Source organism: Devosia psychrophila (genome assembly GCF_000971275.1).
Classification (GTDB): Bacteria; Pseudomonadota; Alphaproteobacteria; order Rhizobiales; family Devosiaceae; genus Devosia; species Devosia psychrophila.
The window spans coordinates 32,425-56,354 of record NZ_LAPV01000093.1 but is presented as its reverse complement, the minus strand read 5'-3'; the positions used below and the strand labels follow the sequence as shown (position 1 = coordinate 56,354).

At 62.4% G+C, this 23,930-nt stretch carries 21 protein-coding genes; 13 read left to right on the top strand and 8 right to left on the bottom strand.

Annotated features, from left to right (window positions below):
* The first annotated feature begins 3 nt into the window (after positions 1-3).
* Both cobN and cobO read left to right on the top strand, forming a co-directional pair.
* A complete protein-coding gene (cobN, locus tag WH91_RS08965; protein ID WP_046170664.1) occupies positions 4-3,843 on the top strand; it encodes a cobaltochelatase subunit CobN in 3,840 nt (1,279 codons plus the stop codon).
* A gap of 38 nt (positions 3,844-3,881) precedes the next feature.
* Positions 3,882-4,490, top strand: a complete 609-nt coding sequence (gene cobO, locus WH91_RS08960; protein ID WP_143078048.1) for a cob(I)yrinic acid a,c-diamide adenosyltransferase — start codon at positions 3,882-3,884, stop codon at positions 4,488-4,490.
* Between the two features lie 52 nt (positions 4,491-4,542).
* Here cobO and WH91_RS08955 read toward each other — a convergent pair whose 3' ends face one another.
* Positions 4,543-5,475: a cation diffusion facilitator family transporter gene (locus tag WH91_RS08955; RefSeq protein ID WP_046170861.1), complete on the bottom strand. Its 933-nt coding sequence runs from the start codon at positions 5,473-5,475 to the stop codon at positions 4,543-4,545.
* 246 nt (positions 5,476-5,721) lie between these two features.
* On the opposite strand from WH91_RS08955, the gene WH91_RS08950 reads away from it, so the two are divergent.
* Positions 5,722-6,150 (top strand): cobalamin biosynthesis protein, encoded by a 429-nt coding sequence (locus WH91_RS08950; protein WP_046170662.1) that lies wholly within the window; start codon positions 5,722-5,724, stop codon positions 6,148-6,150.
* Here WH91_RS08950 and WH91_RS08945 read toward each other — a convergent pair.
* Positions 6,084-6,812, bottom strand: a complete 729-nt coding sequence (locus WH91_RS08945; protein ID WP_046170860.1) for a cobalt-precorrin-6A reductase — start codon at positions 6,810-6,812, stop codon at positions 6,084-6,086. The two genes, WH91_RS08950 and WH91_RS08945, sit on opposite strands and share 67 nt — an antisense overlap.
* Positions 6,813-6,862: 50 nt before the next feature.
* Between WH91_RS08945 and cobA the strand changes: the two genes are divergently transcribed.
* Genes cobA through cbiB form a run of 4 tightly spaced genes read left to right on the top strand, consistent with a single transcriptional unit; the run spans position 6,863 to position 11,414 of the window.
* Positions 6,863-7,699, top strand: coding sequence for a uroporphyrinogen-III C-methyltransferase (gene cobA / locus WH91_RS08940; RefSeq protein ID WP_046170661.1), 837 nt, complete (start codon positions 6,863-6,865; stop codon positions 7,697-7,699).
* Complete coding sequence (locus WH91_RS08935) at positions 7,692-8,981, top strand: cobyrinic acid a,c-diamide synthase CobB (protein WP_244542324.1); 1,290 nt, start codon at positions 7,692-7,694, stop codon at positions 8,979-8,981. Before cobA ends, WH91_RS08935 begins: the two co-directional genes overlap by 8 nt.
* Before the next feature lie 7 nt (positions 8,982-8,988).
* Positions 8,989-10,452, top strand: coding sequence for a cobyric acid synthase (locus WH91_RS08930; protein ID WP_046170859.1), 1,464 nt, complete (start codon positions 8,989-8,991; stop codon positions 10,450-10,452).
* Positions 10,452-11,414 (top strand): adenosylcobinamide-phosphate synthase CbiB, encoded by a 963-nt coding sequence (gene cbiB / locus WH91_RS08925; RefSeq protein WP_046170659.1) that lies wholly within the window; start codon positions 10,452-10,454, stop codon positions 11,412-11,414. Before WH91_RS08930 ends, cbiB begins: the two co-directional genes overlap by 1 nt.
* Before the next feature lie 158 nt (positions 11,415-11,572).
* Here cbiB and cobU read toward each other — a convergent pair whose 3' ends face one another.
* Positions 11,573-12,127 carry a bifunctional adenosylcobinamide kinase/adenosylcobinamide-phosphate guanylyltransferase gene (cobU, locus tag WH91_RS08920; protein WP_046170658.1) on the bottom strand — a complete coding sequence of 185 codons (555 nt, stop codon included), beginning with the start codon at positions 12,125-12,127 and terminating at the stop codon, positions 11,573-11,575.
* Positions 12,128-12,341: 214 nt separating this feature from the next.
* On the opposite strand from cobU, the gene WH91_RS08915 reads away from it, so the two are divergent.
* The 4 genes from WH91_RS08915 (at position 12,342) to edd (ending at position 17,391) form a co-directional block, all read left to right on the top strand.
* Positions 12,342-13,277, top strand: a complete 936-nt coding sequence (locus WH91_RS08915; protein ID WP_046170657.1) for a glucosamine kinase nucleotide-binding domain-containing protein — start codon at positions 12,342-12,344, stop codon at positions 13,275-13,277.
* 44 nt (positions 13,278-13,321) lie between these two features.
* A complete protein-coding gene (gene zwf, locus WH91_RS08910; protein ID WP_046170656.1) occupies positions 13,322-14,803 on the top strand; it encodes a glucose-6-phosphate dehydrogenase in 1,482 nt (493 codons plus the stop codon).
* 1 nt (position 14,804) lies between these two features.
* On the top strand, positions 14,805-15,512 hold the full coding sequence (gene pgl / locus WH91_RS08905) for a 6-phosphogluconolactonase (RefSeq protein ID WP_046170655.1): 708 nt from the start codon (positions 14,805-14,807) through the stop codon (positions 15,510-15,512).
* A 64-nt stretch (positions 15,513-15,576) separates the two neighbouring features.
* Positions 15,577-17,391 carry a phosphogluconate dehydratase gene (gene edd, locus WH91_RS08900; protein WP_046170654.1) on the top strand — a complete coding sequence of 605 codons (1,815 nt, stop codon included), beginning with the start codon at positions 15,577-15,579 and terminating at the stop codon, positions 17,389-17,391.
* A 138-nt stretch (positions 17,392-17,529) separates the two neighbouring features.
* On the opposite strand, the gene WH91_RS24195 is transcribed toward edd, so the two are convergent.
* On the bottom strand, positions 17,530-17,733 hold the full coding sequence (locus WH91_RS24195) for a hypothetical protein (RefSeq protein WP_074797319.1): 204 nt from the start codon (positions 17,731-17,733) through the stop codon (positions 17,530-17,532).
* Between the two features lie 17 nt (positions 17,734-17,750).
* Between WH91_RS24195 and WH91_RS08895 the strand changes: the two genes are divergently transcribed.
* Positions 17,751-18,329, top strand: coding sequence for a hypothetical protein (locus WH91_RS08895; RefSeq protein ID WP_244542325.1), 579 nt, complete (start codon positions 17,751-17,753; stop codon positions 18,327-18,329).
* A 12-nt stretch (positions 18,330-18,341) separates the two neighbouring features.
* Here the strand turns inward: WH91_RS08895 and mutL are convergent, their stop codons facing one another.
* Positions 18,342-20,159, bottom strand: coding sequence for a DNA mismatch repair endonuclease MutL (gene mutL / locus WH91_RS08890; protein ID WP_046170652.1), 1,818 nt, complete (start codon positions 20,157-20,159; stop codon positions 18,342-18,344).
* Positions 20,160-20,249: 90 nt separating this feature from the next.
* Here mutL and WH91_RS08885 point away from each other — a divergent pair, with 90 nt between their 5' ends.
* Complete coding sequence (locus WH91_RS08885) at positions 20,250-20,696, top strand: nucleoside deaminase (RefSeq protein ID WP_046170651.1); 447 nt, start codon at positions 20,250-20,252, stop codon at positions 20,694-20,696.
* A gap of 13 nt (positions 20,697-20,709) precedes the next feature.
* Here the strand turns inward: WH91_RS08885 and WH91_RS08880 are convergent, their stop codons facing one another.
* From WH91_RS08880 to purD, 3 genes are all read right to left on the bottom strand, one after another.
* On the bottom strand, positions 20,710-21,375 hold the full coding sequence (locus WH91_RS08880) for a class I SAM-dependent methyltransferase (RefSeq protein WP_046170650.1): 666 nt from the start codon (positions 21,373-21,375) through the stop codon (positions 20,710-20,712).
* 80 nt (positions 21,376-21,455) lie between these two features.
* Entirely contained in the window at positions 21,456-22,487 is a 1,032-nt protein-coding gene (locus tag WH91_RS08875; RefSeq protein WP_158409538.1) for a patatin-like phospholipase family protein, read from the bottom strand.
* Positions 22,468-23,742 carry a phosphoribosylamine--glycine ligase gene (purD, locus tag WH91_RS08870; protein WP_046170649.1) on the bottom strand — a complete coding sequence of 425 codons (1,275 nt, stop codon included), beginning with the start codon at positions 23,740-23,742 and terminating at the stop codon, positions 22,468-22,470. Before purD ends, WH91_RS08875 begins: the two co-directional genes overlap by 20 nt.
* Positions 23,743-23,930: the final 188 nt, after the last annotated feature.

Here is a 23,930-nt window from a genome sequence, read left to right as displayed (position 1 = left end):
CGTATGCATCTTCTCTCCGCCCAAGCCGGTGCCATCCAGCAGGAGGGCGAAGCCATCGACCTCAACCAGCGCCCCGGGGCGCTGGTGTTTGCCAGCTCGGCCGATAGCGAACTGGCCATGCTGGCCGGTGCAGCCGACCGGGCAGGCGAGAACGAACTCCGCCTCGCCAACACGCTGCGCCTGTCCAACAATCTCTCGGTCGACCTGTGGCTTGAACAGACCGTGGCCTATGCGCGGCTGGTGGTGCTGCGACTGATCGGCGGGGCGGCGTATTTCCAGTACGGCGTCGATGAACTGACGGCGCTGTGCGCCAACCGCAAAATCCCGCTGGTCCTGCTCCCCGGCGACGCCAACCCCGACCCCATCCTGCAGTCCCGCTCAACAGTCCACCCAGACGACTGGAGCCGCCTGCACAGCCTGTTCATCGCCGGAGGGCCGGATAATGTCGATACGATTTTACAGGCGTTCAACCTGCTCGCAGCCCCCTCATCCGGCGCTGCGCGCCACCTTCTCCCGCGAGGGGAGAAGGGGAACTCCGAGCTTCTGGCACCATCACGCCCACCTACCGGCTCCCCTTCTCCCCTCGCGGGAGAAGGTGCCCAACGGGCGGATGAGGGGGCGCTTTCCGAGCTCAAGCCTCAACCCTTTGCCCGCTTCGGCCTGTGGTATCCGACCACGGGCGTGATCGACGTCGACACTTTGCGTGCGTCGCTGTGCGCGCCCGACCGGGCCAAGCCCGCTCATATCCCCATCCTGTTTTACCGTGCCGCGCTCGAAGGCGCCGGCACTGCGACAATCGAGGCCCTTGTAGCGGAGTTGATCGATCGGGGTCTGGCGCCGGTGCCGGTCCTTATCTCCTCGCTCAAGGAAGGAGCCTGCATCCGTTTTGTCCAACAGGTGCTGGCAGCCGTAAAGCCCGCGGCAATCTTCAACCTCACCGGCTTTGCCCTCGGCATCGACGGTCTCGACGACAAGTCCAACCCGTTCTCGACCTCAGACGCCCCGGTTATCCAACTGATCCAGTCCGGCCGCTCCGAGGCGCAATGGGTCGCCGATAGCCAGGGCCTCAGCTCGAAAGACATGGCGATGTTCCTCGTCATGCCGGAAGTCGACGGCCGTCTCGCCGGCCTCATCGTCGGTCACAAGGCCGACGCCATCTGGCACGACCGCTGCCAAGTCCCGCTCACCAGCTACACCCCCGACACCTCCGGCATCCGTCGCGCCGTGACATTGGCCAAAAACTGGTCCCGCCTCCGAGCCACCCCTCGCCCCGAGCGAAAAGTTGCGATAGTCCTCGCCAACTATCCCATCCGCGACGGCCGCCTCGCCAACGGCGTCGGCTACGACGCACCCAAATCCACAGTACGCATGCTGCATGCGCTCGACGCGGCAGGCTACGAAGTCTCGGCATTTCCATCGGATGGCGCAGAGCTGATCGCCAAGCTTCAATCCGGCCCAACCAATGCCGACCCCACGCGCGGCTTTTCCCTCGCGCAACTCCCGCTCGACCGCTATCTTGACCTCTTTGCCGCCCTACCGGCCAAAATCCAGAACGACGTCACCACCCGATGGGGCCATCCGGCGACCGACCCGTTCATCCGGGAGAACACCTTCCATCTCCCCGCCCTGATCTACGGCAATGTCGCACTGCTGCTGCAGCCCGCCCGCGGCTATCAGCTCGATGAAACCCTGAGCTACCACGACCCGGCTCTCGTCCCGCCGCACGCCTATATCGCCGCCTATCTCTGGCTGCGCCATGAATTCAATGCCAACGCGCTGATCCACAACGGCAAGCACGGCACGCTGGAATGGCTGCCCGGCAAGGCCACAGCGCTCGACGAGGCCAGCCACTCCGACGCGCTGTGGGGCCAGTTGCCGCATATATATCCCTTCATCGTCAACGACCCCGGCGAGGGCACTCAGGCCAAGCGCCGCAGCGGCGCCGTCATCATTGATCACTTGGTGCCGCCGCTGACCCGCGCCGAAACCTATGGCCCGCTCAAGGACCTCGAGGCACTGCTCGACGAATATTATGCAGCCTCCGGCATGGACCGCCGCCGCCTCGCCGATCTCAAGCGCCGCATTCTCGACTTCACCCGCGATAGTCGCCTTGATCGCGACATCGGCCTTCCCGAAGACGAAACCGCAGCGCTGATCAAGATCGACAACTTCCTCTGCGATCTTAAGGAAGCGCAAATCCGCGACGGGCTGCACATCTTCGGCCAATCGCCGCAGGGCGATCTCGAACGCGATCTGATTGTCGCACTATCGAGAGTACCGCGCGGCGACGGGGGCGGGGATAACTCTTTGATCCGTGCTTTGGCCGATGATCTGAAACTCGGATTCGACCCGCTGACCGCCAAGCTCGGCGAGCCTTGGACCGGGCCCGCGAATTTTCGTTCAGAATCCGTTCATCCGCACACCATCCGCACCGCCGGCGACGTGGTCGAACATCTCGAATCCATCGCCGCCGACCTCGTCGACAAAAAACTTATCCCCGCCTCCGACTGGCTCGCGACCCGCGCCGTGCTCGGCACCGTCGAAACCATCATCCGCCCCCGCCTCGCTGCCTCCGGCCCTGCCGAAATGGCCGCGCTGCTCGACGGTCTTGACGGCAAGTTCATCCGCCCCGGCCCATCTGGCGCCCCCTCGCGCGGCCGCCTCGACGTGCTTCCCACCGGCCGCAATTTCTACTCGGTGGATTCCCGCGCCGTGCCCACGCCCACCGCCTGGGAACTCGGCAAGAAGTCCGCCGAAAACCTGGTCCTCCGCCACCTTCAGGACCATGGCCACCACCTCCGCTCGGTCGCCCTATCGGTCTGGGGCACGGCCAATATGCGCACCGGCGGCGACGATATCGCCCAGGCCATGGCGCTGATCGGCGCGAGGCCCGTCTGGGATCCCGGCTCGCTGCGGGTGTCGGGCTACGAGATCATCCCGCTGCCAAAGCTTGGCCGTCCGCGTGTCGACGTAACCCTGCGCATTTCCGGCTTTTTCCGCGACGCTTTCCCGGCCCAGATTGCCCTGTTCGACCGCGCCATCCGTGCTATCGGCGCATTGGACGAACCCGTCGACGACAACCCCATCGCTGCCACCATGCGCACCGATGCGCTTGGACTGATCGCCGCGGGAGACGACGACGCCGCTGCCGGACACCGGATTTTTGGTTCCAAGCCAGGCACTTATGGCACCGGCCTCAATGCGCTGATGGATACCGGCGCCTGGTCCACCAAGGCCGATCTCGCCAAGCAGGTGCTCGACTGGGGCCAATATGCCTATGGCGCCAAGGCGGCCGGCACGCCGCAGCGCAGCCGCTTCGCCGCCCGCCTCAGCGACATCGACGCCGTGGTCCACAATCAGGACAATCGTGAGCACGACCTGCTCGACTCAGACAATTACTACCAGTTCGCCGGTGGTCTTTCTGCCGCTGCCGAAACACTGACCGGCCACCAGCCAGCCGCCTATCACAACGATCATTCGCGCCCCGAACGCCCGCTGATCAAGACGCTGGAAGAAGAAATCTCCCACGTCATGCGCTCGCGCGTGGTCAATCCGAAGTGGATCGCCGGCATGCAGCGCCATGGCTACCGCGGCGCCTTCGAAATCATCGCCACGGTCGATTTCATGTTCGCCTTCGCCGCCACCACCGGCGCCGTCAAAACCCATCACTTCGACCTCGCCTTCGAGGCCTTCGTCGAGGACGATGCCACCCGCGACTGGCTCAAATCCGCCAACGCCTACGGCTATGACGAACTGATCGCCAAGTTCAACGATGCCCGCCAGCGCGGCCTTTGGGTGCCGCGCTCCAACTCCGCTTACGCTTTTCTTGAGGACGCCAGATGACCGACACTCCGATCAAGCCAGCCAAGAAAACCGACCTGATGAGCGAAGCCGAGCGCGACGCCTACCACGCCGAAAAGATGAAAAAGAAGCGCGAGGCGCGCAACAAGATCCTTGCAACCAAGACCCAGGAAAAGGGTCTGCTGATCGTTCATACCGGCAAGGGCAAGGGCAAGTCGACAGCCGCTTTCGGCATGGTTTTCAGGGCCTTGGGTCACGGCTTCAAGGTCGGCGTGGTGCAGTTCGTCAAGGGCGTCTGGGAAACCGGCGAACGCGATGTGCTGGATAAATTTCCCGAACTCGTCACCATCAACGCCATGGGCGAAGGCTTCACCTGGGATGTCGCCGACCGCCAGCGCGACCTCGCTGCCGCCCGCAAAGCCTGGGACCACGCCAAGGCGCTGATCTCCGATCCGGCCTACAAGATGGTGCTGCTCGACGAGCTCAACATCGTGCTGCGCTACGACTATCTGCCGATCGCGGAAGTGGTGGAATTTCTCAAGAACAAGCCCGTTGATACCCATGTCATCGTCACCGGCCGCAATGCCAAGGATGAGCTGATCGAGATCGCCGACCTGGTCACCGAAATGACCGAGATCAAGCATCATTTCCGCTCCGGCGTGAAAGCCCAGAAGGGCATCGAGTTCTAGCAGTCGGAGCCCTTGAGCGACTGCACCAGGCGCTCGATCATCGGCTTCGTCGCTACAGCACTACGATGCCCGAGTGCTTGGCTTTCTGATCGGGCTCGACATGAATGGTGATCTGCGCGTCTTCCACCACATCGCGCAGCTTGGCCTCGATGGCGTCGCAGATGGTGTGGGCCGCTTCCACCGTCATGACACCGGGCACCACAAGGTGAAAGTCGATGAAAGTGAGCTTTCCTGCCTGCCGCGTGCGTATGTCATGGGCTTCGATCGCGCCATCGGCATTGCTGGAGATGACCTCGCGGATGGTCTTGCCGGTCTCGTGGGGGACGGCCACGTCCATCAGCCCGCCGACACTGTCGCGAATCACGCCCCAGCCGGACCACAGGATATTGAGCGCCACCAGAGCCGCAAGGATAGGGTCGAGCACGGCCCAGCCGGTCAGAATGACCAGGCCGAGGCCAATCAGTACGCCGACGGTCGAAACCACGTCGGTCATCAGATGCTTGCCATCGGCTTCCAATGCTGGCGAACGAGCCTTGTGCCCCTGCCGGATCAGCACCCGCGCCCAGACCAGGTTGATGGCGGTCGCAACAGCGCTGATGATCAGGCCCTGGGTCGGGGATTCCGGCAATGCAGGCGACAGAAAGCCGAAAAATGCCTCGCGCAGGATCAGGATCGCGGCGACAATGATCATCACCCCGACGATGACGGCGGAGAAATATTCGGCCTTGTGGTAGCCATACTGCAAGGCGGCATCGGCTGGGCGCTGCGCCAGTCGCACGGCGATCAGCGCCACCACTGCAGTCACCACATTAACGATCGATTCTAGCGCGTCCGAATATAGCGCGATCGAGCCGGTGACATACCAGGCGAGGAATTTGAGGCCAAGCACGACGAGCCCGACGACGAGGCTGCCAGCGGCGATGGCAAGGGTTCGGTTTGTGGTAATGGCCAAGGCAAGGTCCCGAATGCGTGGTGAAGTGGCCATAGCCCCAACATGTCGAAGCTGCAAGTCATTGAATTTGCGAATCATTTTCAGAAGCATTCTGATCTGAGTGTGGTTCGCGGCAAGCCATTGATTGACCACGCGCTTCCGGCCTCATACAAGGAAAAGACGCAGAGTTCCCGTGACGGAACTGAAACAGAATTCGGTGCGGTCGACCCAAATCGGGGACCAAGTCCGGAGCTGCAACGGTCTTGAGCTGAACCTGCCTCTTGGTTTTGAGAGGCGTCGATGACGATTCCCCACGATATGCCGATCATTGTCGGCCTCGGTTGCTCCACCCTGGCCAGCACGCGCGAGATCGTCGGCCTGATACTGTCGTCTCTGCTCGAGGCCAATCTTGGCCCCCACCAGATCGCCGCCTTTGGTACCCACAGCCGCAAGCGCGACAGCCTCGCGCTGCTGCAGGCCGCATCGCATTTCGACCTGCCGCTGCGCTTTCTCGATGATGATGAATTGGCGCCCAACCTTCCCGGAACTTGCGAAGCGGTGGCCGCTGCGGCCGGTCCTTTGCTGCTCGGCAAACGCAAGTCCCGCTATGCCACCTGCGCCATTGCAGCGGCTGCCCGAGGCTTTGATCCTGCGGCCTTCGGTCAGCCAGCCGGTCCCAGCGCGGTGATGGCGTCGTCGACGCTGGCCACTTCATTGGCAGGGCCATAGACCGGCCGGGCGATCATGATGACCTTTACGCCCAGTCGCCGCGCCGCCTCCAGCTTTGGCGCCGTCTGCCTGCCGCCCGAATTCTTGGTAACCAGATGAGTGATGCCCTCGCGTTCCATCAGCGCCATTTCATCGCTCACGCCATAGGGCGGACGCGTCTGCAGCAGGCTGGCATGACGCGGCAACTCCTGGGCTGGCGCCTCGATGGTGCGCACTACGAACTGGCAGTCATCGCGGACCATGAAATGCTCGAGCCCGGCATGACCGGTGGTCAGCAGCACATCGGCATTGTGCGGCAGCGCGGCTGCGGCCTCGGCAGCAGATTGCACCGTCACCCAGGCGTCGCCCACCTGCTGCACCCAGGCAGGCCGCATCAAGCGCAGCAGTGGGACATTTGCCGCTTGCGCAGCGGCGACCGCATTGATGGAAATCTGGCCGGCGTAGGGATGCGTCGCATCGACCAGTTGCTCGATGCCCGCTGCGCGGAGATAGGTCGCCAGCCCCGGAATGCCGCCAAATTTGCCTATGCGCAAGCCGCCCTTGGGCAGCATCGGGTCTTGGGTGCGACCGGCCAACGAGGTGATGACGTCATGGCCCTTGTCCACCAGCCGATTGGCCAGTTCGCGCGCTTCGGCCGTGCCGCCCAGGATCAGAATCTTCATAGGCTTCACTTTGCCCATTCCCCCGACTGGTCTCAAGGGCAGTTTCGCTGATGGTCGACTGGATCAGGAGACCGCGCCCGCCGGGCCATTTTGCGGCGCTCGATAGCGCCGATTTCCCCGAGTTGCTTCCCGGAACGGTCTGGCTGGTTGGCGCTGGCCCCGGTGGGCCGGGGCTGGTGTCGTTGCTGGCCTATCATGCGCTGGGGCAGGCAGATGTCATCGTGCATGACGCACTGGTCTCGCGGGATCTGTTGGCCATGGCTCCCAAAGGCACAATTCGTGTGTTTGCCGGCAAGCGCGGCGGCAAGCCGTCGCCCAAGCAGGCCGATATCTCGCTGCAGCTGATCGAGCTGGCCAAGGCAGGCAAGCGCGTGCTGCGGCTTAAGGGCGGCGATCCGTTCATGTTCGGCCGCGGTGGCGAAGAGGCGGGCGCATTGGCGAAAGCCGGTGTGCCGTTCCGCATCGTGCCGGGAATTTCGTCGGGGCTTGGTGGGCTGGCTTACGCCGGGATTCCGATCACGCATCGCGATACCAATCAGGCGGTGATTTTCCTGACTGGTCATGACGAAAATGGCGCTGTGCCCGGCGGCGTCGACTGGCCGGCTGTGACCAAGGCGGCGCCGGTCATCGTCATGTTCATGGCGGTCAAGCATCTCGGCACGATTGCCGAAAAGCTGCTTGCTGCGGGGCGTGATGGCGATGACCGGCTGGCGCTGGTGTCGCATGCCGCGACGCCCCAGCAATCGGTGATCGAAACCACCTTGGCCGGGGCCCATCTACTGAGCAATGTGCCGACACCGGCCATTGTGGTGCTCGGCCCGGTCAGCGCCTATCGGCAGTCGCTGGACTGGTATGTGGGCGAAGCGCGGAGGCATATTTTTGGCTAAGGGTATCGTCATTGGCGCGCCGCGCTCGGGCTCGGGCAAGACCGTTATCACGCTGGGCCTGCTGGCAGCCTTTCGCCGTCGCGGCACGGTGGTGGCGCCGGCCAAGACCGGTCCCGACTATATCGATCCGGCGTTCCTTGGCCGCGCCGCCCTGCGCGATGCAGTCAATCTCGACCCATGGTCGATGAGCCCGGCGCGGCTGAAGTCGCTGGCGGCAACGCAGGCGACCGGCGCTGATCTATTGCTGGTGGAAGGCGTCATGGGCCTGTTTGATGGTGCTGTCGACAACACTGGCTCAACCGCCGATCTGGCCGAACTGCTGGAACTGCCGGTGGTCCTAGTGGTCGACAGTGAGCGCCAGAGCCAGTCCGTCGCGCCGCTGGTGGCCGGCTTTGCCAACTGGCGACCGGGCGTGCGCGTCGCCGGCGTCATCCTCAACCGGGTTGCCACCACCAAGCATGAGCGCATGCTGGTCGATGCCCTTTCCGCCACCGGCATTGCCTGCCTTGGCGCCATCCCAAGGGATGCAGCCCTGGTCGTGCCCGAGCGCCATCTCGGTCTGGTGCTGCCCGGCGAAGTCACCGCCTTCGAGGCTTTCATCGACAACGCCGCCGAGACCATTGGCAACTTCATCGATCTGGACAGACTGCTGTCACTTGCCGCGCCCATTGCCGAAGGTGACGCACCGCCGCAGCCTTTGCGCCCGCTTGGCCAGCACATTGCCATTGCCCGCGACGATGCCTTCGCTTTCCTCTATCCCCATCTGCTCGACGGCTGGCGCGCCATGGGGGCTGAACTCAGTTTCTTTTCGCCGCTGGCCGACCAAGCGCCATCCGCAGGTAGCGACGCCGTCTTCCTACCCGGGGGATATCCCGAATTGCATGGCGAAAAACTGGCGGCGGCTGGCGTGTTCAAAGCGGGTTTGATCGCTGCTCGTGACCGCGATGCGCTGATTTATGGCGAGTGCGGTGGCTTCATGGTTTTGGGTGAGACGCTGGTAGATAAGGCGGGGCAGGGCCACGCAATGGCGGGACTATTGCCGGTGACCACCCGCATCGACCGCCCCAAACGCATCCTGGGTTATCGCCGTCTGGTGCATGCCGGCGACCTGCCTTGGCCGGGACGACTGCATGGCCACGAATTCCACTATTCATCGGCCAAGCAATCGCGGCTCACTCCACTGTTTGCGGCCACGGATGCACGCGGCGATGCCCTGCCACCGATGGGCGCCGTGATCGGCCGCGTCATGGGCTCTTACGCCCACGTTGTGGATGCGGCATAACTCGATGATGGCTAAGTCATTGATGTTCATGGGTACCGGCTCCGATGTCGGCAAGTCGTTGCTGGTGGCGGGGCTGTGCCGTGCGCTGGCCAATCGCGGCCTGCGGATAGCGCCGTTCAAACCACAGAATATGAGCAATAATGCTGCCGTGACGGCGGATGGCGGCGAAATCGGCCGGGCGCAAGCTTTGCAGGCGCGGGCAGCGCGGCGCGAACCGGTCACGGCGATGAATCCGATTTTGCTCAAGCCTGAGCAGGAGACTGGATCACAGGTGATAGTCCGCGGACAGCGCCGGGCATCGATGTCGGCAAGGGCTTACTGGCAAGAGCGCGGCAACTTAATGCCGGAGGTTCTTCAAGCGTTTCAAGAACTGGCGAGTGATGTGGACGTTGTGCTCGTGGAAGGTGCGGGCAGCGCCTCCGAGGTCAACCTACGTGCCAATGACCTAGCCAATTTCGGCTTTGCACAGGCCGCTAATGTGCCGGTGGTGCTGGTCGGCGATATCCAGCGCGGCGGCGTCATAGCGAGCGTGGTGGGTACGTTCGCAGTGATCGACCCAGCAGATGCCCGGCGCATCAAGGCCACGCTAATCAACAAATTCCAGGGTGACCCAAGCCTGTTCGAAGCGGGGATAGAGTTCATTGCCGAGCGCACCGGCGTGCCTTGCCTGGGTCCGGTGCCATGGTTTGCCGATGCCGGGAAATTGCCTGCGGAGGACTCGCTGGCGCTTAGCACAGCGTCAACTAATGCTAGCAGACTGTTAACGTTTGCCGTAGCGCAACTTCCCCGTATTGCGAACTTTGACGACCTAGATCCGCTGCGGGCCGAGCCTAACGTCAATGTGGTGATGGTGCAGCCGGGGTCCCCGATTCCGCGCGATGCAGACTGGATTATCCTGCCCGGCTCGAAGGCGACGCGGAGCGATCTTGCGGCGCTGCGCGACAGCGGCTGGGACATCGATATTGCCGCGCATCACCGTGCTGGGGGCAGGGTGCTCGGCATCTGCGGCGGCTACCAGATACTGGGGCGCAGTATAGCAGACCCGGATGGGATCGAGGGTAAGCCTGGAACCAGCGAGGGGCTTGGCCTGCTCGATGTCGAGACTGTGCTGACGCCGGTCAAGCAATTGCGGGTGGAGCAGGCGACACATGCCGCGTCCGGCACAGCCATCTCCGGCTATCACATGCATATGGGCGTGACCGAGGGCATAGATCGCAGGCGCGCCTTCGCGCATGTTGGTGGGGAGGCAGAAGGGTCTATCAGCAAGGATGGCCGCGTCATGGGCACCTATCTGCATGGCCTGTTCGCTGCCGATCCGTTCCGGCGGGCTTTTCTTGGCAATCTGGCCAGTCCGGATATTGCCTACGAGGCGAGCATCGAGCAGACGCTTGATGACTTGGCTGCGCATCTCGAAAAACATCTCGATATCGACGGACTTTTGGCTCTGGCTGAACCGGTGGGACAGATTTGATGCATGCTTTGGTCGCTCCCATAGCCTTGTTGCTCGAGCGCTGGCTTGGCTATTCGCCGCGGCTGGTGGCTGCAGTTGGTCATCCGGTGATGTGGATTGGCTGGGTGATCGATTTTCTCGAGACGCGGCTCAATACGGCCGAGCGAACTGGCGAGCAACGGCGGCTTGCGGGGGTGGTGGCGCTGGCTGGGTTGCTGTTGCTGGTCATGGTTCTGGCGATAGCGGCGCAGCAGGCGGTGCGGGCGATTCCGGGTGGCTGGGTGTTCGAAGTCCTGCTGGCGACGCCGTTTTTGGCGCAGAAGGAGCTCGGCCGCGCTGTCAAAGCCGTGGCGATGGCACTGCGCACTTCGCTTGACGCCGGGCGTGAGGCGGTGAGCCAGATTGTTGGGCGTGATCCGCAGGCTCTCGATGAGGCTGGGGTATCTCGCGCAGCAATCGAGACGTTGGCTGAGAGCACTTCGGATGGGGTGGTTGCGCCGTGGTTCTGGCTGGTGCTGCTCGGGTTGCCGGGGATTGCGCTGTACAAGGCGATCAACACGGCGGACTCGATGATTGGGCATCAGAACGAGCGGTATCAGGACTATGGCTGGGCGGCGGCAAAGCTGGATGATCTGGCGAACTGGCTGCCGGCGCGGCTGACTGCTGTGCTGATTACCGTTGCGTGTTTTATCACGCCGCATGCCAGCCCGAGCAAGGCCTGGGTGACGGCTCGGCGTGATGCGCGCAAGCATGCTTCGCCCAATTCCGGATGGCCGGAGGCGGCGTTTGCCGGGGCGCTGGGGTTCAGGCTGGGTGGGCCGCGCAGTTATGATGGCGAGGTGGTGGATATGCCGAGTTTTGGTGAGGGCAAGTCGGAGCTGGTCGGCAGCGACATATTGCGGGCGCTGGTGCTGTATCGGGGGACGCTGAATGTGTTGTTGGGGGTGAGCGTGGTGATTGGGGTGTTGGTTTGGTTGGCTTAGCCGACGTTACTTGCCCAAACCACCCCCACCCTTGGCGCTATGCGCCTTCCCTCCCCACAAGGGTGAGGGAGACGATGAACACGGGCGTCTGAGCTGGCGCCTCCCTCCCCTGAATGGGGAGGGATTGAGGGTGGGGTGATGGGAGCCCCAAAGCCTATCTAAGCCTCATGTATCCGGCTTTCCGCCTGCCCCGGGGCCTCCCCCTTGAGCGTGATCGGCAGGCCCGCCACTACAAAATATGCGTCATCGCAAATCTCCGCCAACCTCTGATGAGCCGACCCGGCGAGGTCGCGGAATGTTCGGGCCATGGCATTGTCTGGCACGATGCCCAGGCCGACTTCGTTGCTGACGAGGATGACCTTGGCGGTCTTGAGCTGCACCAGCGTGGCGCCGAGTTGGCTGACTGCGCGGGCGACGTCTTCATTCGCCATCAGCAGGTTGGTAATCCACAAGGTCAGGCAATCGACCAGAATCACGTCGTGATGCGCCGAGGCCTTGAGCAGGGCGTCCGACAGCGCCATTGGCTCTTCGATCGTCGCGAACTGCCCGGCGCGGCCGGCCTGGTGGCTGGCGACGCGGTCGCGCATTTCGGAATCAAGCGCTTCGGCGGTGGCCAGATAGGCTGGCCGGCTGCCGCTGCGGATGGCGAGCTGTTCGGCAAAAGCCGTCTTGCCAGAGCGGGCACCGCCCAAAACCAGCACATGTCGTGTCATTTTTACTGCCTCCCTGCTGTTCGCCGCTGTCGTCCATCATACAAAAAGCACTATGCGCAAAGCGGTTGCGTTGCGCCTGCAGCCTAGCCATGCAAACACGGCTCTTGGCACTCGATTTTTGTGCCTTATCCTACTTTCGTCTTAGCTGCTTTCGCATTATGGTCCGCGCCGAAACTAGACCTTAGAAGCACTCCAATCCACGGAGAATCTTAGCGTGACCAGATACTACCTTGGCGTCGATGGCGGCGGTACCAATTGCCGCGTGCGTCTGGCCGATGAAAATCTGAACACGCTGGCGGAAGTGAAGAACGGCCGTTCCAACCTGCAGATCGATGACGGCGAACCCGCCTACAAGGCGATCCTGGACGGCACCCGCGATGCGTTTGTTGCGGCAGGTCTCGATTATGCCGAAACCGCTAATACCTTTGCCTGCTTCGGTATGGCCGGCGGCCGCATGGACAGTGCCCGCGCCGAATTTGCTGCCCGCGACTGGCCGTTTGCCGGCGTCAAGGTTTACGACGATATCGACATTGCCCATGCGGGCGCCCTTGGCGGCGAAGAAGGCGGCGTCATTATCGTCGGTACCGGATCGGCCGCCATGTCGATCGTCGAAGGCAAGCGTTACCAGGCCGGCGGCTGGGGTTTTCCCACCGGCGACCAGATGAGCGGCGCTATCCTGGGCCGCGAGCTGATGCGCTATTCGGTCGAGGCCGAGGATGGTCTGGTCGATAGTTCGCCCCTGACCAAGGCCGTGATCCAGCAGCTGGGAGGCAATAACCAGGCGGTGATGTCCTGGGCCTTTGCCACCGGGCTTGATCTCAAGATCATCAGCAGCGACGGCTCCGAAGGCTGCGACGATGCGCTGATCGGGCGCGCGCCGGCCGAATTCGGCAAGCTGATGCCACTGTTTATCGAGCATCTTGATAAGGGTGATCCAGTGGCCCAGAAAATGCTCGATATCGAGCTCGCCTATATCGACACCTATGCCAACTGGTTCAAAAAGCATGGCGCTCAGGTGATGGCTATTGTCGGCGGCTTCGGCCAGCGGCTGTTTCCCCGCCTCGAACAGCGCTACGGCAATTTCGTCGCCCTGCCAAAGTTTGAACCACTCCATGGCGCTATAATTCTCGCCAAGCAGAATTTCGCCTGAACTACTATGCCTAGAAACGCGTCAAAGAACTAAGGACTAGCCTCGTGTCCAGTCGTATCATTCCCGTCCAGCCGTTCGACTATGTGGTGTTTGGCGCCACGGGTGACCTGACCAAGCGCAAGCTGATTCCCGCGCTCTACCATCGTTTCAAGGACGGCCAGTTCGACGAGACCAGCCGCATTATCGGCGCCTCGCGCAGTAAGCTGAGCGACGCCGATTTCCAGAAGGCGGCGCGCGACGCCATCACGGCATTCGTTGAAAAGGAATATCAGGACGAGGCCGTCATCGAGCGCTTCGTCAAGATTTTCTCCTATGTGCCGGTCGATGTCAGCAATCCTGAAGGCTCGGGCGACCTGGGCGAGAAGCTGCGCGACGATCCCAAGATCATCCGCGCCTTCTATCTCGCTGTGGCGCCCGACCTGTTCGAGCCGATCGCCGAATATCTGTCCAAGAAGAAGCTGTATCGCCGCGACGCCCGCGTCGTGATCGAGAAGCCGCTGGGGCATGACCTGGCCTCGTCGATGGAAATCAACGACGGTGTTTCCAAGATTTTCAAGGAAGACCAAGTCTACCGCATCGACCACTATCTCGGCAAAGAGACGGTGCAGAACCTGCTGGCGCTGCGCTTCGCCAATACGCTGTTCGAGCCGATCTGGAATTCGGCGCATATCGATCACGTCCAGCTCACCGTGGCTGAAAGCGTCGGCGCCGGCACGCGCGGCTATTATGACGAAAGCGGCGCGCTGCGCGACATGGTTCAGAACCATATGCTGCAGCTGCTGTGCCTCGTGGCCATGGAGCCGCCGGCCAGCGACGATGCCAATGCCCTTCGCGACGAAAAGCTCAAGGTGCTGCGCTCGCTCAAGCCGATCACCAATGGCGACGTGGCCAAGAACACCGTGCGCGGCCAGTACAAGGGCGTAAAGTCCGAGACCACGGCGGTAGCCAGCTATCAGGACGAGCTACCCGAGGACAAAAAGGGCAGCCGCACCGAGACCTTCGTGGCACTCAAGGCCGAGGTCGAAAACTGGCGCTGGTCCGGCGTGCCGTTCTATTTCCGCACCGGCAAGCGCATGGCTAGCCGCGCCTCGGAAATCTGCATCCAGTTCAAGCCCATCCCGCACTCGATCTTTGACCACGCCGAAGGCGCCCCGCGCGCCAACAAGCTGATCATCCGGCTGCAGCCCGACGAGGGTGTCAAGCTGATGATGATGATCAAGGATCCGGGCCCAGGCGGCATGCGCCTGCGCGAAGTGCCGCTAAATCTCAGCTTTGCCGCCACCTTCTCCGAGCGCACGCCGGAAGCCTATGAGCGGCTGCTGCTCGACGTGATCCGCGGTAACCAGACGCTGTTCATGCGCCGTGACGAGCTGGAAGCCGCCTGGAAGTGGGTCGACCCGATCCGCGAAGCCTGGGACCGTTCGAGCGATGCGCCACAGTCCTATGTGGCCGGCACTTGGGGCCCCAGCGGCGCCATCGCCTTGATCGAACGCGACGGCCGCACCTGGTATGAGGACGATAACTAGCATGACCGAGAACGTCGCACTCGACCGCCGCACATTTGCCGACAAGCCGACCCTCGCCAAGGAGCTGGCCGAAGCGGTTGCCGATCATATTCGCAATGCGATCGAGACGCGCGGCTCGGCGGCGATCGCTGTCAGCGGTGGTTCGACGCCGGCGCGGTTTTTCCAGTTTCTCGGCAAGACCAAGGATATCGACTGGTCCAAGGTCATCGTCACTCTGGTCGACGAGCGCTGGGTCGACGATACCAGCAATCGCTCCAATGCGCTGCTGGTCAACGAGCGCATGCTGCAGGGCCCGGCGGCGACTGCCCGGTTTTTCCCACTTTATTCGGGCGGCGACGAGCCGGACGCAGACGCTGTTGCCAAGACCAATACTCTGCTTGCGGAGCTGCCCGAGCAGTTTGCTGCGGTGGTACTCGGCATGGGCAGCGATGGTCATACGGCCAGCTTTTTCCCTGGTGGCGACACGCTGGCCGAAGCGCTGAGCGCTGAAGGTCCGACGCTGGCGATCCATGCGCCCGGTGCCGGCGAACCTCGTATAACTTTTACCCTTCCGCGTCTCCTCCGCACGGATGGGCTGTACCTTCATATCGAAGGGGAGGAAAAAGCCGACGTGCTCGACACGGCTCTGGGTGATGGTCCCGTTGAGGACATGCCCATTCGTGCCGTTCTGCGGTCCGGCCACGCCGTCACAGTCTACTGGTGCCCATAGTCCCCTTCGCGGTCCCCAATTGACCGCCTAGGCCACGAAGGGCTCCAGCCAAAAGGAGCTCAATATGTCTGTCCGCCAGGCCATCCAGGATGTCACCACCCGCATCGCCGCGCGCAGCCGCGACAGTCGTCGGGACTATCTCAGCCGTGTCGACGCCGCACGCGAAGCCGGCGTCAATCGTGCCGTGCTCTCCTGCGGTAATCTCGCTCACGCCTTTGCCGCCTGCACACCCACAGAAAAGGCACAACTGGCCGGTGGCAAGACGCTGAACCTCGCCATCATCACCAGCTACAACGACATGCTGAGCGCCCATCAGCCCTATCAATTCTATCCCGACATCATCAAGCAGGCGGCGCGCGAAGTCGGCGCCACGGCCCAGGTTGCCGGGGGCGTTCCTGCCATGTGCGACGGCGTGACCCAGGGCCAGCCGGGCATGGACCTCAGCCTGTTCAGCCGCGACGTCATTGCCATGGCGACGGCGATTTCGCTCAGCCACAACATGTTCGACGCCGCGGTTTATCTGGGGATTTGCGACAAGATCGTGCCCGGTCTGCTGATCGGAGCGCTGACCTTTGGCCACCTGCCAGCCGTCTTCGTGCCCGCCGGGCCGATGCCATCGGGCATTCCCAACGATGAAAAATCCAAGGTCCGCCAGCTCTACATGGAGGGCAAGGTCGGCCGCGCCGAGCTGCTCGAAGCCGAAAGCAAGTCGTATCATTCGGCCGGTACCTGCACTTTTTATGGCACCGCCAACTCCAATCAGATGCTGATGGAAATCATGGGCCTGCACCTGCCGGGCGCCAGTTTCGTCAACCCCGGCACGCCGCTGCGCGACGCCCTGACCCGCGAAGCGACCGTGCGTGCACTGTCGCTCTCGGCGCTGGGCAACAATTATACCCCGGTTGGCCACGTGGTCGACGAAAAGTCCATCGTCAACGGGCTGGTTGGGCTCCATGCAACGGGCGGCTCGACCAACCACACCATGCACCTGATCGCCATTGCCGCGGCTGCCGGGCTGCATGTCACCTGGGACGACATGAGCGACCTTTCTGATGCAACTCCGCTGCTGGCCCGCGTCTATCCCAATGGCGTCGCCGACGTGAACCACTTCCACGCTGCCGGCGGCATGGGCTTCCTGATCCAGGAACTGCTGGAATCCGGCCACCTGCACGAAGACGTCAAAACCGTCTGGGGCGATGGCCTGTCAAATTACAAGGTTGAAGCCAAGCTGATCGAGGACAAGCTGACCTTCGAAGCCTCGCCCAAGGAGTCCGCGCTGCCCAAGGTGCTGACCAAGGTGGCGACGGCGTTTTCGCCCACTGGCGGCCTCAAGCTTCTCAGCGGCAATCTCGGTCGTTCCGTGATCAAGGTCTCGGCCGTCAAGCCTGAGCACCGCGTCATCGAGGCGCCCGCTCGCGTGTTCCACGGCCAGGAAGGCCTGCAGGCGGCGTTCAAGGCGGGCGATCTCAATGGCGACATGATCGCCGTGGTCCGCTTCTCGGGCCCGCGGGCGCTCGGCATGCCCGAACTGCACAAGCTGACGCCCTCACTGGGCATCCTGCAGGATCGCGGCTTCAAGGTGGCACTTTTGACCGACGGCCGCATGTCCGGTGCCTCGGGCAAAGTGCCGGCCGCCATCCACATGACCCCCGAAGCCATCGACGGCGGCCCGATCAGCAAGATCCGCGACGGCGACATGATCCGCCTCGACGCCAACGCAGGAACGCTAACGTTCCTGGGCGACGAGAAGGAGTTTTTCTCCCGCACCCCCGCTACCGAGGACCTGCGCAGCCAGCACTACGGCATGGGCCGCGAACTGTTCGCGGGGTTCAGGAGCATGGTCGGCGTGGCGGATCGCGGGGCGAGCGTGTTTCAGTAAGAGCGCGGTCAATACCGCGATTTTGAAATGAGAAAGCCGGAGCCTCTGGCCGAGGAGCAAGGGCTGTGGTTGGCACTTGCAACGCTATCACCGATGAACGATATTGGGAGCATGGCCAAAAACACATCTCAACAGCGATCAGTCCGAACCGGCCAATTCGTAGTTGTTGGACGCGCGAAGGATGGCGTTGAAATCCTGCGTCAGACGCCACGCCCGTCCAATTTTACCCGGCAGGAAGCAGACCGGGTAATAGATCGCGTAAAGAGCGGCCGCATAGGCTCTACAACTGTCGAACGTATTCCCAGCCCGGGTCGAGGTGACACTAAATAGCAGCGATCTCATCACCGCGTGATGTTTTCGTGAACTGTGCATTCGACCCGCAGTTTCAGCCGCTTTTTTACGGCATTGTTTTCGCCATTGTGCGCTCGGGATTTCGGGCGCGATGTGCAATGGAGGCCGATGATGCGCTGGAAAGTCGATTTGCCAAAATTCAGAGAATAATCGCTGAGTGCAGATACAGCATTCACGACATCTCTCGAACCGAGGTAGATGGCGATCCTCCATTACCGCGTTTCAATATGCCGCTGGAGCTTGGCGTCTTTATCGGTGCCAAACGATATGGGGGTCCTCGGCATTCCGAAAAACGCGCACTGATACTCGACACAGTCCCGTATCGTTACCAGCGGTTTATTTCAGATATCGCAGGTCAGGACATTCAATATCACAACGGGAATATTGTTGAGGCTATCACCAAGACTGCTTCGTGGCTGCGTAACAAATCGAGGCGAACCACAGTGCCCGGTGGGGCAGCGATAGCGACGGAATACGCGGAATTTCAAGCCGCCTTGCCAACCATTCTGCACGGGCTTGGTCTGCAGGAGCACGAGGTTACGTTCAGCGACTATCTCGCACTGATCGAATCCTACATAACTGAATAGTTAATTGACCGTTCATCGACTCCGCCCAAACAACCGCTCGATGTCTTTCTTCTTCAGCTCGACATAGGTCGGGCGGCCGTGGATGCATTGACCGGAGTGGGGCGTTGCTTCCATGTCGCGGAGCAGCGCGTTCATTTCGTCGACGCGGAGGCGGCGGCCTGAGCGCACCGAGCCGTGGCAGGCCATGCGGGCGATGATGGCTTCCATGCGGTCGTTGACGGCGGCGATGGAATCCCATTCGGCAAGGCCATCGGCAACGTCGCGCACAAGGCCGTCGATATCGGAATTGCCGAGCAGGGCAGGGGTTTCGCGCACGGCAATAGCGCGGGGGCCGAAGCGTTCGAGGTAGAGGCCGAAACGTTCGAGTTCGGGCGCGGCGTCCTCCAGCCGGGCGCAGTCTTCCTCGGGCAGTTCTATCACCATCGGGATCAACTGCGCCTGGCTCGGCACCGGGCCGGACGCCAGCTGGGCCTTGAACCGCTCATAGACCAGTCGTTCATGCGCGGCATGCTGGTCGACCAGCAGCAGGCCTTCGTCGTTCTGGGCGATGATGAAATTGTCGAACATCTGGGCTCGGGCCGTGCCGAGCGGATATTCCATCAGGGCGGGAGAGGGCTCTGCCTCCATGCGGGCGCTGGGCTCGGCGAAACCGTCGAGGCTGCCGAAGGCCGGTGAGAACGGGTTGGCACTGGCTAAGCCCATCGGGCGGTCGTAGCCTGAGAAAGGCAGGGGCTGGCGCATCTGGGCAGGGCTAAAGCCGACGGGCGATGCCGCTGCGTAGGCTGGTGCGGTAAAGGCACCCAACACGTCGTCAGCGACTGTGTCCGATGCCTTGAACCCCGCTGCGGTCAGCGCTTCGCCGACGGCGCGGATCACCGCGCTACGCACGGCGCCGGCATCGCGGAAGCGCAACTCGGCCTTGGCCGGATGGACATTGACGTCGACCTCGCCCGGATCGACGGCGATATAGAGGGCCACCACCGGGAAGCGGTCGCGGAATGTGTAGTCGGCATAGGCGGCGCGGATGGCGCCGACGAGGACCTTGTCCTTCACCGAGCGGCCGTTGACGAAGTAGAACTGGCTCAGCGAATTGGCCCGCGTATAGGTCGGCAGGCCGGCGAGACCCGCCACCACCACGCCATGTCGGCTGGTGGCCAATCGCACCGCGTTTTGTGCGAAATCATCGCCCATCACTTGGCCAAGCCGGGCTTCCAGCGCGCCGGTACCCGTAACAGACGGCCAGTTGCTCGGTGAGCGGTCGGAGCCATTGAGCATGAAATGCACGCCGGGATTGGCCATCGCCAGCCGTTTGATCACATCGGTGATGGCGCCCGCTTCGGCCCGGTCGGTCTTGAGGAATTTCAGCCGCGCCGGGACGTTGGCGAACAGGTTCTTCACCTCGACAATGGTGCCCTGGTTCATCGCGAACGGTACCGGCCCTGTCCGCACGCCGCTGCGCACCTCGAGCTTCAGTCCGCTTTCAGCTTGGGCGGTACGCGAGGCAATCGACAGCTCTGCTACCGAGCCAATTGAAGCCAGGGCCTCACCCCGGAAACCCAGCGTCCGAATATCGTCGAGTTCGTCTTCGGATAGCTTCGAGGTGGCGTGGCGCTCGACCGACAGGATCAGGTCGGCCCGGTCCATGCCGTGACCATCGTCCTCGATACGGATCAGCCCCTTGCCGCCCGTCGCGGTGGTCACCACGACCCGGTTGGCGCCGGCGTCGATGGCGTTTTCAACCAGTTCCTTGACTACGCTGGCGGGCCGCTCCACCACCTCGCCGGCTGCGATGCGGTTGATCAGGTCTTCGGGTAGCTGGCGGATGGGCAAGGGCGATTCTCCTGGTCGCGATTATAGGGCACGCCGCGCGGGTTTCCGACCCGGTTTGCGGAAATGCGCACAAGGCGCTAGGGAAATGCCATGCCCAGCCAGTCGCCCATGGATCTAGCCCTGTCCCTCGCCGAGGAAGCCGCCACATATGGCGAAGCGCCGGTTGGTGCAGTTGTGATGGAGGGTGAGGTCATCCTCGCCGCCGAGCGCAACCGGATGAAGGCGCTGAATGATCCGACCGCCCATGCTGAGATACTGGCCATCCGCACCGCGCTGGCCAAGCGCGGCACCGGCCGTTTGGATGGATGCGACCTCTATGTGACGCTCGAACCCTGCGCCATGTGCGCCGGAGCCATCGCCCATGTAAGACTTAGGCGGGTGTATTTTGCCGCCGAGGACGTGAAGGCGGGGGCGGTGGAGAACGGCATCCGGTTGTTTGAGCAGCCCACCTGTCATCACCATCCCGAGGTGATTGCAGGACTGGGTGCTGGGCGTTCGGAGGCGATGTTGAGGGAGTTTTTCAAGGCGCTTCGTTGACCGCCTTGTCCAACTAAGCGGCGTAGGCCACCCAGCCTCGGAAACTCAGGCCAGCGTAAAACAATGTCACGCCACTAAACCCGGCTTCGACCAGCATGGCTTCCTCTTCCTCCGGCGCGAGGATGTTTAGCTTTGTCGAGATGGCGTGGATGGCTTCGGGGCTGACGGGGCCTGTGCCGCCAAACGTGACGTGGCGGGCAATCCACATCGAGCGTTCGGGTTCGGCCTGGGTGAAGCTGATATGGGCGAGCACGAAGGGTGTGCCGGGTTTTAGGCGGTAGCGAATCTGGCGCAAGGTTTCGAGGCGTTGCTCGCGGGCGATGAAGTGGAAGGTGAGGATGCATGTGGCGGCGTCGAACGGGCCCTCGGGGGCGCTTTCGATGTAGCCTTCATGCAGCTTGATGCGGTCGAGATGGTCTGCTGCGATCAGTTCGGCGGTCTTCAGCATGTCGGGGGATGGGTCGACGCCATCGAAGGTCCAGCCGGCGTGATCGTCGGCGAGGGCCTCGAGTTCCAGCCCGCCGCCGGCGCCGAGCACCAGCACGCGGCCATTTGCCGGAACCCGCTCTGCCAGCAGTTGCGATGTCATTTTGTGCAGGCCTGCAAGGCCGGGCACCTTGCGCGTTGGGCCTTCGGCATAAGCGGCGGCTTGGCTGCCGGTGAATGGCGATGATGTCATGGGTGTCGGCCTTCAGATGCGGAGGGGTCTGCGCATCCATAGACCATCAGACTGAACGTAACAATTATTGTTACGTGATATCACTCGCTGCCGATGACCGGTACCTTGTTTGCGATATAGGCTTCGATCTTGTCGCCAAGAATGCGTTTGAAGCGCTCCTTCTCCACCTCGGCATGGGCAAAAATCTCGCGCACGCGCCAGAATTCCAGCGCGCCGAAATTGGCAACGTGCGGCCGGATGTAGATGTCGGGTGGGTAGGCCGCCATCATATGCGCGGTCAGTGAATGCATCATGATCTGGGCCGAGCCGAACCAGATATCGAGCGCTTTGTGGTCGGTCTTGGAAATGCCTTCTGAGGGATCGCCGTTGACGTCGATGCCGATCAGGAAGTCGGTGTCGATATCGGCTTGATCGAGCGGCAACGGATTGACCACGCCGCCATCCACCAGGATGTGATTGGCATAGACGACCGGTTTGAACAGGCTCGGAATAGCGATGGAGCCGGCGATGGCAGGCCGCAGCAGACCGGTATTGAACACCACCTGGTGCCAGGATTGAAAATCGGTTGCCACCACATAGAGCGGTATTTTGAGCTGCTTGAACTCGAGCGGGAAGCCGGGCGGGGTGAAGGCATCGACGATGCTGGTGGCGTCGAGCTGCATCGAAATGCCGTTTTTCAGAATACCGCCGATACCGCGAATTTGCGTGGCCCACAGCTTGGTGGCGATGGTGCGCATGGTGCCCAGCACCTCATAGGAATGCTCGCGCAGCTCCTTGCCGGTCATGCCGGCGGCCCAGCCCGCGCCGATCAGCGCGCCAATGGAGGTGCCGGAAATCACCGAGGGCTTGAGGCCCAGTTCGTCCATCGCTTCGATATAGGGGATATGCGTCAGCCCACGAGCAGACCCGCCGCCCAGCGCCACGCCTATCCTTGGTCCTGAAATAGTGTTCATGACGCCCCGCTCGCCGCCTTTTGATCGCAGCAGGTCGACCAGCTTCTGGCCGCGCAATTGCAGCGGGGTCAGCGGTCGTCGCGGCTTCGCCTCAAGGACGCTCTTGGGAGAGAATGCGCCGCCGAAGTTTAGGAAGGGTTCAAGCCTTGGACCTGGCAATTTCCCGCCAACCGATGTCCCGGCGGCTAAATCCTTCGGGCCAAATAATCTGGTCAACGCTTGCATACGCACGCTGTTGCGCCTCGGTTATGTCTTTGCCTAAAGCGGTGACGTTGAGAACGCGACCACCGGCAGCAAGCAAACGTTCACCATCCCGCTGCGTTCCGGCGTGGAACACGTGAGTCGTATCGCTGTTTATACCGTCGGCGCCCTTGATCTCGCTGCCCTTGCCATAGGGGCCCGGATAGCCCTCGGTCGCCATGATAACGGTCAGCGCATACTGGTCTTTCCACGCTACGTCGTGACCCGCTAGCGTGCCAGTGGCGACAGCGTGCAACAGCGGCAGCAGGTCGCTTTCCATCCGCATCACCATGACCTGCGTTTCGGGATCGCCGAAGCGGGCGTTGTATTCGACGAGCTTTGGGCCGTCGGCAGTTAGCATCAGCCCGGCATAAAGCACACCCTGATAGGGGTTGCCGCGCGCTGCAAGCCCGCGCACGGTGGGCCAGATTACGCGCTCAAGTACTTCTTCGTAGACTTCGCGGGTCATTACCGGGGCCGGCGAATAGGCACCCATGCCGCCGGTATTGGGACCGGTGTCGCCATCGAAGGCGCGCTTGTGGTCTTGCGCGGTGGTCAGCGGCAGGATGTCCTTGCCGTCACACAGCACGAACAGGCTGACTTCCTCGCCTTCCATGAACTCCTCGATAACCACCGAAGCGCCGGCTGCGCCAAAGGTGCCGGCAAAGCAGTCGATCACTGCTTCTTCGGCTTCTTCGGTGGTCATGGCGACTGTCACGCCTTTGCCAGCGGCGAGGCCATCGGCCTTGATCACGATGGGCGCGCTGTGGGTGTAGAGATAGGCGAGGGCTGCGGCTTCAGTGTCGAAGCGACCGTAGGCGGCGGTGGGAATATCCATCTCGTCGCAGAGGATTTTCGTGAAGCCCTTGGAGCCTTCGAGCTGTCCGGCAGCTTTGCTTGGGCAGAAGCAGATGAAGCCAGCGGCGCGAAGATCGTCACCGAGACCGGCAACCACTTGCGCATCGGGGCCGACGACGACGAAATCGATCTGGTGCGTCTGGCACAGGGCGATTACCGCCCCATGGTTGGTTATGTCGACTGCAAGGTTCTCGGCGACGTCATCGGTGCCGCCATTGCCAGGGGCGATGAACAGCTTGGTCAGCAGCGGCGACTGCGCGATCTTCCAGGCCAAAGCATGCTCGCGGCCGCCCGAACCAATCACCAGAACCCGCATATGTGCCTCCATAATGTTGGAGGCGTGATGCACGAAGGGGAGGGGGGAGGCAAGGATAAGTTGGGCGATGGAGGCGTAGTCGACACCCTCCGCCTTGAGGGCTTCGAGCCGTCCCTTGAGGGAAAATCGCTCCAGTGGAGCGATTTTAGGCGAGAAGGATCAAGGGAGGGGATTCAGGACTATCAGAC